The 12,365-nt window shown below is 37.7% G+C and carries 11 protein-coding genes; 7 read left to right on the forward strand and 4 right to left on the reverse strand.

What is annotated here, in order from left to right; translation table 11 throughout:
• Positions 1–120 precede the first annotated feature (120 nt).
• Positions 121–936, reverse strand: a complete 816-nt coding sequence (locus IGQ45_12075; GenBank protein ID MBF2057922.1) for a hypothetical protein — start codon at positions 934–936, stop codon at positions 121–123.
• 273 nt (positions 937–1,209) lie between these two features.
• Between IGQ45_12075 and IGQ45_12080 the strand changes: the two genes are divergently transcribed.
• Both IGQ45_12080 and IGQ45_12085 read left to right on the forward strand, forming a co-directional pair.
• Positions 1,210–1,632: a BlaI/MecI/CopY family transcriptional regulator gene (locus tag IGQ45_12080; GenBank protein ID MBF2057923.1), complete on the forward strand. Its 423-nt coding sequence runs from the start codon at positions 1,210–1,212 to the stop codon at positions 1,630–1,632.
• 138 nt (positions 1,633–1,770) lie between these two features.
• Entirely contained in the window at positions 1,771–2,490 is a 720-nt protein-coding gene (locus IGQ45_12085; protein MBF2057924.1) for a M56 family metallopeptidase, read from the forward strand.
• Positions 2,491–2,736: 246 nt separating this feature from the next.
• Here the strand turns inward: IGQ45_12085 and prfA are convergent, their stop codons facing one another.
• On the reverse strand, positions 2,737–3,852 hold the full coding sequence (gene prfA, locus IGQ45_12090; GenBank protein ID MBF2057925.1) for a peptide chain release factor 1: 1,116 nt from the start codon (positions 3,850–3,852) through the stop codon (positions 2,737–2,739).
• A 422-nt stretch (positions 3,853–4,274) separates the two neighbouring features.
• On the opposite strand from prfA, the gene psbD reads away from it, so the two are divergent.
• The 3 genes from psbD (at position 4,275) to IGQ45_12105 (ending at position 7,891) form a co-directional block, all read left to right on the forward strand.
• Positions 4,275–5,333, forward strand: a complete 1,059-nt coding sequence (gene psbD, locus IGQ45_12095; GenBank protein MBF2057926.1) for a photosystem II D2 protein (photosystem q(a) protein) — start codon at positions 4,275–4,277, stop codon at positions 5,331–5,333.
• The gene (gene psbC / locus IGQ45_12100; protein ID MBF2057927.1) at positions 5,317–6,696 is read left to right on the forward strand and encodes a photosystem II reaction center protein CP43; all 1,380 of its coding nucleotides are present in this window, start codon (positions 5,317–5,319) and stop codon (positions 6,694–6,696) included. The genes psbD and psbC overlap by 17 nt, the downstream gene beginning before the upstream one ends.
• 370 nt (positions 6,697–7,066) lie before the next feature.
• On the forward strand, positions 7,067–7,891 hold the full coding sequence (locus IGQ45_12105) for a DMT family transporter (GenBank protein ID MBF2057928.1): 825 nt from the start codon (positions 7,067–7,069) through the stop codon (positions 7,889–7,891).
• Between the two features lie 110 nt (positions 7,892–8,001).
• Here the strand turns inward: IGQ45_12105 and IGQ45_12110 are convergent, their stop codons facing one another.
• Complete coding sequence (locus tag IGQ45_12110) at positions 8,002–8,640, reverse strand: 1-acyl-sn-glycerol-3-phosphate acyltransferase (protein ID MBF2057929.1); 639 nt, start codon at positions 8,638–8,640, stop codon at positions 8,002–8,004.
• Positions 8,641–8,781: 141 nt separating this feature from the next.
• Between IGQ45_12110 and IGQ45_12115 the strand changes: the two genes are divergently transcribed.
• Entirely contained in the window at positions 8,782–10,389 is a 1,608-nt protein-coding gene (locus tag IGQ45_12115; protein ID MBF2057930.1) for a radical SAM protein, read from the forward strand.
• Between the two features lie 140 nt (positions 10,390–10,529).
• Here IGQ45_12115 and IGQ45_12120 read toward each other — a convergent pair whose 3' ends face one another.
• A complete protein-coding gene (locus IGQ45_12120; GenBank protein ID MBF2057931.1) occupies positions 10,530–11,321 on the reverse strand; it encodes a hypothetical protein in 792 nt (263 codons plus the stop codon).
• Positions 11,322–11,620: 299 nt separating this feature from the next.
• On the opposite strand from IGQ45_12120, the gene IGQ45_12125 reads away from it, so the two are divergent.
• On the forward strand, positions 11,621–12,292 hold the full coding sequence (locus tag IGQ45_12125) for a response regulator transcription factor (GenBank protein MBF2057932.1): 672 nt from the start codon (positions 11,621–11,623) through the stop codon (positions 12,290–12,292).
• Positions 12,293–12,365: the final 73 nt, after the last annotated feature.

Below are 12,365 nucleotides of genomic sequence, written 5' to 3' on the forward strand. Positions count from 1 at the left end.
AAAATTTAAAAACAAGGGTGAATTAGTTAATGTAAATTAAATGCGTCTTAGCTTAGACTAATTTTAAATGATTGATGACAACTTACAAAGAAAATAATTTTATAAAAAACCCAAAAAACACTATTTTTGTCCAGGTAAGGATTGACTAACCTTAGCCTTAACCAAAATATTTTCTCCCCGCAAATAACCTACAAAACGAATGTAAACCATATCACCAGATTTAATATTATCATTATCAGGAGAGTGTAAATCAGGATCAAAATTAACTTTTTGCCAAGGTTTTCCAATAGATTGAATATCCCACAAAGATAGTAAATTTTCTAAAGGTTTAAGTAGAGAAATAACATTTTTAGCAGGTAAATACGGCTTAAACTTTATCATCATTTTTGCCGTAGGATAGTTAGTCAATAAAGAATTAATTTCAATAAATGTTTTTTCCCGCCACTGTTGAGATAACTTAGTCGGTAAACTTTCATAATCACTTTGAAGACTTTGATAACGTTGATGTAACTCAGAAATTTTTTGATTCAACTCATCTTCTTGATGTTGAGAAACCTTTTCTAATTGATAATACTGGTTTTGACTTAACTCTAATTGATCAGAAATTTGCTCTAATTCTAACTCCAGCGCCCGTATTTTTTCATCAGCATCTCGGAGAGAAACCAAACTTTCAGCCAATTTTGCCTCACTTTCTTCCTTAGCCTCACTAAGCGCTTTCAACGATTCCATTAACGAATTTTTAACGTCATCATTGATAGGATTGGATAACAATGTGTCATCTTCCCCTTGATTAGTCAGAGGAGAAAAAGAAGTTGTTTGGTTGGAAGTTGAATTAAGCTGGGAATCATCATCATTACGGTTAAATAAAGTTAGTAAAAAACTACCACTACCTAACCATAAAACTATACCGAGAAAAAAATCTGTAAAATCCGCCATAATGATTAAATTACCATGAGTGAATTATTTTTTAAGATTCACTGTCATAATGATCCATTAAAATAGTGATCGAATGTCAATAAAATTACCTACAACTATTATGACTGCTGATCAATTTATCATGTTAATCGTTTTATTAGTACCCGGTTTATTATTATCCGCCTTAGTAATGGTATCTTTCGCTAAAGGTGGCTAAATTCTATCCCTTCCCTTTTTGCCTATTGCCTCTTGTATTTTAACATAATTCTCATAACTCATTTAGTATTGCCGTATATGTCTTTTTTACCAAAATATCAACCGGAAAAACTATCACTAGGTTTTTTAGAACAAGAAATACTAGAAATTTTATGGGAATTTGGCACAGCAACTGTGAAAGATGTCCATGAGAAAATTTTAAGTGATCCAGATCGAGAATTAGCTTATGCTTCAGTTACTACTGTATTAAATAGACTCACTAAAAAAGGTTGGTTAAAAGTTGAAAAAAAAAGTAGAGCATTTTATTGGACTCCCTTAATTTCTGAATCTCAAGCTAGAGCAATTCAATCATATCAACAATTACAAAGTTTTTTAGCTGTTAGTAATCCTGATTTAGTTGCTTCCTTTGCTGATAGTTTAGATACCGACAGTCTTGAACAAATTACCGCTATTGCCAATCGATTAAAAGAAATTCGTCAAAATAGAAAGGAAGAAAAATAAATGCACTTTTTAATCATTATTACTGCCATTTTTTCAGCATATTTAATTAGGCTCTTTAGTCAACATAATTATTTTAAAAATAAAAAAAACTGGAATTACTCCCTATTCTTTTTTGTAACTCCCGCCTTGTTAATCATCATGAGTTGCTTTGCTATTATTGCCATGGGATACCAAGGAAAAATGTGGGGATATGAAGCGACTATGATTAGTTATAGTTTAGCTTGTTTATATCTAGTTTATGGATTGATTATTTTTGGTAAATATATAGCAGATGTGAAAAAAAGTTCAGCGCCCTTCACCCTATATTCTACCGCTAAAATTTATGAGGCAAGTTATCAGTTACTACCTACTAATTTACCTTATGCTGGATTAATTACTAAACTAAAATTTCCCTTAATTTCTTCCACATTAGTAATTAGCCAAGGATTAATTGACTTGTTATCACCTGAACATTTACAAGCAGTAATTGAGCATGAAAAAGCACACCAAAAACACCAAGACCCTTTAATCTTTTTTTGGTTATCATTATGTAAAAGAATTACCTTTTGGCTTCCGTATAATGAAGAAATTTGGTCTGATTTGGTACTATTTAGAGAATTAAGAGCAGATGCAACAGCATCAGAAAAAGTAGATTTTCTTTTATTGGCAGAATCTTTGATTATGGTAACAGAAGCGATGATCAATCATCAAGAAACCGCTAATAATGATTATATTTGTGCCTTTACTAACTCTCGTTTACAAGAAAGAATAGAGGCTTTAATTAATCAAAATACGGCAGCAGAAAAAGTTAACTGGTATCAATTGAGTTGGACAATAATTATTTTTATTCCTTTATTAATTATTCCTTTTCATCAGTAAATTAAGAAGGGCAAGGGGCAAAGGTAACTATTATTTTTGCAATTGCATTTGTATTAGTCGATTTAGAAGACTTTTACGATTAGGTTTTTTGAAAAGTGATTATTTTTACTCTTGATCCCCCTAGCCTCCTTCTAAAAGTAGGGGCTTTTCAAAGTAAGGTACAAAATTGATTTGTTTAGCAGAGGAAGCAAGGGGAGATTTCGAGAGGTAAAGGTAATTAATTTTATGCCGACTAAAAAAACCTCCTTAAGAGATAAAAGCCTCTGCTGTGGTAGGAGAAGAAGCCATTTCTTCTAATCTCTCTTGTTGATCTTGGGAGATACAAGCCTGAATCACATCATCAATTTTTCCTTCTAATATGGAGTTAAGGTCAAAATTTCGATTAAGACGATGATCCGTAGCGCGATTATCCTTATAATTGTAGGTGCGAATTTTCTCAGAACGAGCGCCCGTACCTACTTGAGAGCGCCTCATGGAGCTGACCTCATCTTGTTGCTCTTTCATCTTTATCTCATATAACTTCGCTCGTAAAATTTGCATAGCACGTTCACGGTTTTTTAACTGAGAACGCTCTTCCGTACAAAATATCCGAATCCCTGTCGGTTTATGGATTAAATCCACCGCCGTTTCCACCTTGTTAACGTTTTGCCCCCCAGCGCCCCCCGAACGAGCAGTAGTCATTTCAATGTCTTTGGGATCAATTTGTACCTCCACTTCATCCACCTCAGGCATGATTGCCACCGTGGCAGTAGAAGTGTGAACCCTTCCCCCACCTTCGGTCAGGGGAACTCTCTGCACCCGATGCACCCCCGCTTCAAACTTTAATTTACTATAAACATTATCCCCTGTAATTTCCAAAATCGCCTCCTTAAAACCCCCCATCTCCGCCGGAGACTCACTCAATAAACTAACATTCCAATTCAATAATTCAGCATAGCGAGAGTACATTTTTACTAAGTCTCCAGCCCAAATACCAGCTTCATCGCCCCCTGTACCAGCACGAATTTCCAACATGATATTTTTATCATCATTAGGGTCTCTAGGAAGCAGTAAAATTTTTAATGTCTTCTCCAAATATGTCAATTTTTCTTCTAATTCTTGTATTTCCAAACCTGCCAATTCTTTCATTTCGGGATCGCTGTTGGATTCTTTATAGATTTCTTTGGCTCCCTTCAATTCATTTTGTGCTTCGCGCCATTGCTGATAAGTAATCACTGTTTCCTCTAAAGAAGAACGCATCTTGGCGATTTTTTGCAATTCTGAAGGATTGGTAGCAATATCAGGGTCTCCTAAACGCCTCGTAAGTTCATTAAAAGTGGTCTCCACAGAGTTTAATTTTTCTATTAGATATGATTCTGCCATTGCGATAATAAATAAGATTAACTGGAAATTTTCTTGTAACCTTCATTATATCGATATTCATTATCAAACCTAATACCTTAAAATTTAGCAAAGGGCAAGGGGCAAAGGTAAATTTAGAAATAGCTCAAACTCTTAACTGTTACCTTTTACCTTTCCTCATCAGACAAAATCAGTGTAAACCTCCTTAACTTTTTCTGAGAAATATGTGACATTTTGTAAAATTTTTGTTAACAATAGTAAATAGCGGTTCACAAAAAGATGAATAATCAGGGAAAATCCTGAAAATAAGTCTCTTAATCATGGTATATTAAGAAAAGTTAATGACCGCACTGGGTTTCGTACTCAGATAAGAGTTTGTCTTTTCTCAGCAAAAAAGAGACAAGATAAAAGTAAAACTTGAAAAACGAACAACAAAAAAGATTATGACTATTGCAGTCGGACGCGCACCAGCCGAAAGAGGTTGGTTTGATGCCCTAGACGACTGGCTCAAAAGAGACAGATTCGTTTTTGTTGGTTGGTCTGGAATCCTTCTTTTCCCTTGTGCTTACATGGCTTTGGGTGGCTGGTTAACTGGTACTACCTTCGTAACCTCTTGGTACACTCACGGTTTAGCTAGTTCCTATTTGGAAGGCGCTAATTTCTTAACCGTTGCTGTATCCAGTCCTGCTGATGTTTTCGGTCACTCCTTACTATTTTTATGGGGACCTGAAGCTCAAGGCGATCTCACTCGCTGGTTTCAAATCGGTGGTTTATGGAGCTTCGTAGCCCTTCACGGTGCTTTCGGTTTAATTGGCTTCATGTTACGTCAGTTTGAAATCTCTCGTCTTGTGGGCATTCGTCCTTACAACGCTATTGCTTTCTCTGGTCCTATTGCTGTATTTGTCAGCGTATTTTTAATGTATCCTTTAGGACAATCTAGCTGGTTTTTCGCTCCTTCTTTCGGAGTAGCAGGAATTTTCCGCTTTATTTTGTTCTTACAAGGTTTCCACAACTGGACTCTTAATCCCTTTCACATGATGGGAGTAGCTGGTATTCTTGGTGGTGCTTTACTTTGTGCTATTCACGGTGCAACGGTAGAAAACACCTTATTCCAAGATGGTGAACAAGCAAATACTTTCCGTGCCTTTGAGCCTACCCAAGCGGAAGAAACCTATTCAATGGTGACAGCAAACCGTTTCTGGTCTCAAATTTTCGGTATTGCTTTCTCCAACAAACGTTGGTTACACTTCTTCATGTTGTTTGTACCTGTGACGGGTTTATGGATGAGTTCTATTGGTATCGTGGGTTTAGCTTTTAACCTTCGTGCTTATGACTTCGTATCTCAAGAATTGAGAGCGGCTGAAGACCCTGAATTTGAAACATTTTATACCAAAAACATCCTATTAAACGAGGGGTTGCGCGCATGGATGGCGCCTCAAGACCAACCCCACGAAAGATTTGAATTTCCTGAGGAGGTACTTCCCCGTGGTAACGCTCTCTAATACTTCTATTGGCGGTCGTGACTTAGAATCTACTGGATTTGCTTGGTGGTCTGGCAATGCTAGATTAATTAATTTATCCGGTAAGTTACTAGGTGCGCACGTCGCCCATGCTGGTCTAATCGTATTTTGGGCTGGCGCAATGACTTTGTTTGAAACAGCGCACTTCATCCCTGAAAAACCAATGTATGAGCAAGGTTTAATCTTGTTACCTCACATTGCTACTTTAGGTTGGGGTGTGGGCGCTGGTGGCGAAATTACTGATACTTTTCCGTTTTTCGTTGCTGGTGTATTACACATTATTTCCTCTGCCGTTCTCGGTTTAGGTGGTCTGTACCATGCTTTGCGTGGTCCTGAAACTTTAGAAGAGTATTCTAGTTTCTTTGGCTACGATTGGAAAGATAAAAACCAAATGACTAATATCATCGGTTATCACCTCATTCTTTTAGGTGTGGGTGCTTTCCTATTGGTGTTTAAAGCCATGTTCTTTGGTGGTGTCTATGATACATGGGCGCCCGGTGGTGGTGATGTGCGCATCATTACCAATCCTACTCTTGATCCCGGCACTATCTTTGGCTACTTGCTCAAAGCGCCTTTCGGTGGTGAAGGTTGGATCATGAGTGTGAACAACATGGAAGACATCATCGGTGGTCACATTTGGGTCGGTTTTATCTGTATCAGTGGTGGTATTTGGCATATTTTGACCAAGCCTTTTGGTTGGGTGCGCCGTGCTTTCATCTGGTCTGGTGAGGCTTATTTATCCTACAGTTTGGGTGCTTTGTCCTTAATGGGCTTCATTGCTTCCGTTATGGTATGGTACAATAATACTGCTTACCCTAGTGAGTTTTATGGGCCGACGGGCGCTGAGGCTTCTCAGGCTCAGGCTTTAACTTACTTAATCCGTGACCAGCGCTTAGGTGCTAACGTGGGTTCTGCTCAAGGTCCTACTGGTTTAGGTAAATATTTAATGCGTTCTCCTACCGGTGAAATTATCTTCGGTGGTGAAACCATGCGTTTCTGGGACTTCCGTGGTCCTTGGTTGGAGCCTCTTCGTGGTCCCAACGGTCTTGATTTAGATAAAGTCAGAAATGACATTCAACCTTGGCAGGTTCGTCGTGCGGCTGAATACATGACCCACGCGCCTTTAGGTTCTTTAAACTCTGTTGGTGGTGTAATCACTGACGTTAACTCTTTCAACTATGTATCTCCTCGTGCATGGTTAGCTACTTCTCACTTCGTTTTAGGTTTCTTCTTCTTAATTGGTCACTTATGGCACGCTGGACGCGCTCGTGCGGCTGCTGGTGGTTTTGAGAAAGGAATTGATCGTGAGACTGAGCCTACTTTATTTATGCCTGATCTTGACTAATTCTCTCGGTCTATAAATAATTTAATACCCCTGCCTTTTCGGTGGGGGTTTTTTATTCTCTACTTCTCTAATACTGTTTTGATGAAATGATTTTGATAAAATCTCTCGCAGAGGCGCAAAGGTGCAAAGTTTCATTAGAAGTCTGGTTTGCTGAAAATTATTGATACAAATGAGCAATTTATGAAAAATAACTATTTGGCTTAATTCTTTAATTTATAAGCATTTCACCTGAAACCTGACACCTGACACCTGACACCTCCTCTCACTAAAATACTTTTTCAGCACCACCTAAGTACAAATTGTGAAACTTTCATCCCCAAAGCAGTGGCAAATTTTTGCGGTTCTTGCTGTGGGTATTGTGGCAGTATCTATGGCGGCTATTTTTGTTCGTTTTTGTCAACAGGAAGCCCAAAATACTACCGTTGCTTTTAGTTTATTTATTGCTTTTGCCCGTTTAGCTATTGCTAGTATTTTTTTACTGCCTACTTATCCTCGTTTAGCTTCTTCCAGTCTCAAGGGTATGTATTGGGCCATGGGCGCTGGTATTTGTTTGGCACTACATTTTGCTACTTGGATTAGTTCCCTTGGTTTTACTTCTGTGACGGCATCTGTGGCGATTGTTACAACTAATCCTTTATGGGTGGCTTTGTTGTCTTGGTGGTTTCGAGAAGAAAGTTTGAGTCGCCGTCAGTGGTGGGGAATTATTATGGCTTTACTTGGTAGTGTGATTGTTGCTGGTGGTGGCAATAGTGATAGTGTCGTGGGGGAAAATCCCTTACTGGGTGCTATCTTAGCGTTAATGGGTAGTTGGTTTGCTAGTGGTTATCTACTTTTAGGCACTGAGGCACAAAAGCAAGGGCTTTCTACGGGTAATTATATTATTATTGCTTATTTGACGGGCGCTTTATTGTTAGCGCCCTTCCCCTTTCTTTTTGGTGTCGGCTATGGTGGTTATAGTGAAAATGTGTATTTTTATTTAATTTTAATGGCAGTCATTTCTCAGGTAATTGGTCATACTAGCTTTAATTGGAGTTTAAAGTATCTTTCTACCACCATGGTAGCCCTCATTATTTTATTAGAGCCTGTAGCTTCTAGCTTGTTAGCTTTTTTGTTGTTTGCTGAAATCCCGACGGTGACAGTGGGAGGAGGGGCGCTGATCGTTTTGATGGGTGTCATGATTTCTTTAAAAAAATAATCATGTTACATGATCAAATTAACGGATTTTGATAAAATGTCTTGGGAAGACGTAACAGCGCAGAGTCTTATTATTATCGGTGATTCTCCTAACAAAAAAGGCACAAAGTTTCATTGATGAAGTTGATTGATGGAATCAGCGCACTCCGCCGTAATCCGCAGTAATTCATCTTTATTACTAGAAGTGGGAGGCTGAATTAAATCCCCTATTTTGATAGTAACTGGTACAGGTTGTGGAAATTTATGATGAGGTGTTAAAATTTTTTCCGTACCAATTAAGCAAACAGGCAGTAAGGGCGCTTGAGTTTTAGCGGAAATCAAAGCAGCGCCCATCTTCGGCTCATATATTCTACCATCTAGGGTGCGTGTACCTTCGAGAAATAGGCAGGTTGCCCAACCAGTATCAATTCTCATCATGGCTTGACGAATAGCATTGCGGTCGCCTTTTTCTCTATCTACTGGATATGCACCTAAAGCGGTGATTAAATTACCAAAGGCAGGGGCGCTGAATAATTCTTGTTTTGCCATGAAAGAAACAGGGCGATTGAGTCCACAAACGAGAAGGGGTGGATCAAAAACACTAGCATGATTACTGACAATAATTAGTTTACCTGTGGTGGGTACTTTATCACCGTTGATGACTTTACCCCGAAAATATACCCTGAAAATAGGATTAACGATGGTAAATTTAGTAATTTTAAAAATAGCAGTGTTTTTCTTTTTCAGTTCTTTAATTTCCGTTTTTTTCATAAATATTTTATAATATTAATGGATCATGAATAATTGACAATAAACATTAAAACGAATGTAGAAGTAATTGTTTTCTAAATTCTAAATTCTAAATTATAACTTTTCTTCCCCTGCCTACCCTACACATTTTAACCCTAAAATATGAATCCATTTAGTTCCGAAAAACTGTTATTTACCCCTAGTCAAAAAAATACCGATGCTATTCCCTTAATTTATGCCTTTCCCAATGAATATAGTGTCGGTATCACCAGTTTGGGTTATCAGTTAATCTGGGCTAATTTTGCCACTCGCACAGATGTAGCAGTGAGTCGTTTGTTTACCGATATTGAAGAAAGTTTGCCCCGTTTTCCTGAAATTGTCGGTTTCTCTTTTTCTTGGGAGTTGGATTATGTCCATATTTTAGACCTTTTAGAGCGTTTAAATATTCCTATTTATGCTAAAGATAGAAACGAATCTCACCCTTTAATTTTTGGTGGAGGTCCAGTTTTAACCGCTAATCCTGAGCCTTTTGCTAATTTTTTTGATGTGATTTTATTGGGTGACGGGGAAAATTTGATCGATAATTTTCTCGACTCTTATCAACAAATACGGCGCGCTTCCCGTAGGGAAAAATTACAATGTTTAGCACAAGTAGGGGGCATTTATATCCCCAGTCTTTATGAGGTGGAATATGAAGACATCACGGGCAAAATTACCGCTATTAAACCCATTAATGATCAAACTCCCCCTTTTGTAACCAAGGAAACCTATCGAGGTAACGTTTTATCCGCTTCTACGGTGGTGACAGAAAAGGCGGCTTGGGAAAATATCTACATGGTGGAAGTGGTGCGCAGTTGCCCCGAAATGTGTCGTTTTTGTCTTGCTAGTTATCTGACGTTACCTTTTCGCACTGCTAGTTTAACAGATTCCCTCATTCCCAATATTGAAAAGGGCTTAAAATACACTAATCGTCTTGGTTTGTTGGGCGCTTCGGTGACGCAACATCCGCAATTTGAAGAATTGTTGGATTATATCATGTTGCCAAAATACGATGACGTGCGCTTGAGTATTGCTTCGGTGCGCACTAATACGGTGACGCCAAAATTAGCCGAAACTCTCACCAAAAGGGATACAAAATCTATTACCATCGCCATTGAAAGTGGATCGAGTAAGATTAGGCAGTTAATTAATAAAAAATTGACCAATGAGGAAATTATCCAAGCGTCTATTAATGCTGAGAAAGGTGGATTAAGGGCGATTAAATTTTATGGCATGGTGGGTTTACCTCAAGAGGATAACAGTGATTTGGATGCCACCATCGACATGATGCGCGAGGTTAAAAAAGTAGCGCCACGTCTCAAAGTTACCCTCGGCTGTAGTACATTTGTTCCCAAAGCGCACACCCCCTTTCAATGGTTTGGGGTGCGCAGTGAATCAAAAAAACGGTTACAGTATTTAGAGAAAAATTTGCGTAAAGTTGGGGTGGACTTTCGCCCTGAGAGCTATAATTGGTCAGTAATTCAGGGTTTAATGTCCAGAGGTGACAGGCGCTTGAGTAAGTTGTTGGAGTTAACTAGGGTTTATGGAGATACTTTGGGTAGTTACAAACGCGCTTTTAAGGAGTTACGGGCGCTTTTACCTGATTTAGATTATTATGTCCATGATAATTGGCAAGTGGGTCAAGTTTTGCCTTGGAGTCATTTAAAAACGGCTATTGATGCGCAGGTTTTAGAGAAACATTTACAATCTTCCTTGTCTCAAGATGAATGACTATGAATTGCCAACAAAGTGGTTTAGTATCATACTTAGGTGGTGCTGAAAAAATATTTTGGTGAGGGGAGGTGTCAGGCTTCGGGTGTCAGGTTTCAGGTGAAATATTTATAAATTATCCATTATCCATTGTCAATTGTCTATTGCCCTTTGTCCTTTTGAAGTATTAATTTATATTTATATAAAGCTACTGGTTGATCAAAAGCGCTAAAATAATTGGGGTCTTGGGGAGATAAATAAATGGCGGTAAATTGGTCTGCTTCGATGGAATTATCATCAATTAAATGATATTTGGTGGTAGTTTCTACAAAGTTAATATAAATGTTACCTACTCGGCGAAAAAATTGCCGTGTTAATTCACTGGTAAGAAATTCATTTGGAGAAATATTTTGTTGTTGTCTGCCGATGACGGAGGAAATTAATTGATTATTTTCTTGAAAAGTGGTTATTTGTTCTGTAGAATTGAGTGGATTTATTTCTATACTTTTGATATTGTCAGCGCCCATATACGCTCTACTAATAGATTGGCTATTAAAAAGACGATCGGCTATTATTACTGTATTTTGATTGATTTTTTTCGGTAAAAAATTTGTCTCATTATTCGTTAAAACAGTTTTCGTAAACTTGACAGGAAAAGTAATTTTTTGGTTAAGATAAATAGCGTTATTGTCAAAACCCGGAGTTTTAAAATTAGGGGCGAGGGGCGCTATTTGCTCTATTAAAATATTGGTTAATTGCCAATCTCCTGCAAACCATTCAGGATAAATGATTTCGGTGACGGGCGCTGGTAAATTAATTTTATTTGTCCAATTAGGATAATTATTAACACGATTAACTAAATTTTCTGCATTAGCTAAAGGTAGATTAAATAACCAAAATAAAGCAATTATTAAAGATAAAAATAAAAAATTGTTAAAATACTTTAAAAACATAATTAATCGAGATAAAAAGGGCAAAGGTTATATTACCTAAGTTCGAGATAAAATTTTCTGTGCTGTAAAGGTGTCAGGTATCAGGTGTTAGGTATTAGGTAAAAGAATTGACAAAAAATAGATATTAATTGATTTTTTTGGTTTAATTTTTGCTCGAATTATATCATCGTCTGAAAATTATACCTGAAACCCGCAACCTGTCCTTATTAGGGATTCTTGCATCGAACTGAGGTTTTAAACTCATGATTATTCGATAAAATATAGGCTATGATTAAAAGACGCTTCTTCAAAAACTGATTATGAGCAAAATTTTGGTAATAGAAGATGAACAAAAACTGAGTAAGTTTTTAGAACAAGAATTACAGTACGAAGGTTATGAAGTTATAGTTGCTAATGATGGTATCACGGGTTTAACTGTCGCTAGGGATAATAAACCTGATTTGATTTTAGTGGATTGGATGTTACCCGGTATTACTGGTTTGGAAGTGTGTCGCCGTCTTCGTCTCACGGGGGATAAAGTGCCTATTGTTTTATTAACCGCTAAAGATGAAATTAGCGACAGGGTGGCTGGATTGGATGCGGGCGCTGATGACTATATTGTTAAACCTTTTAGTATCGAAGAATTATTGGCAAGATTAAGAGCTAATTTGCGTCGTAGTAATGAGGAAGACCCTGATCAGTTGCAATTCCTTGATCTTACTCTGAATCGTCGTACAAGGGAAATAAAAAGGGGGGAGCGCGCTATTGAGTTAACTGCCACGGAGTATGATTTATTAGAATATTTGATCTCCCATCCTCGTCAAGTGTTGACGAGAGATCAAATTTTGCAGAGGGTTTGGGGTTATGATTTTGGGGGAGACTCTAATATTATTGAAGTGTATGTGCGCTATCTCCGTTTAAAACTAGAAGCTAATAAAGAAAAAAGGTTAATTCAAACCGTCAGAGGGGTAGGTTATGTACTTAGGGAATAGGCAAGGGGAGAGGGAGAAAGGGAGAAAGGGAGAAAGGGAGAAAGGGAGAAAGGGAGAAAGGGAGAAAGGGAGA

Source organism: Cyanobacterium sp. T60_A2020_053 (genome assembly GCA_015272165.1).
Taxonomy (GTDB): Bacteria; Cyanobacteriota; Cyanobacteriia; order Cyanobacteriales; family Cyanobacteriaceae; genus Cyanobacterium.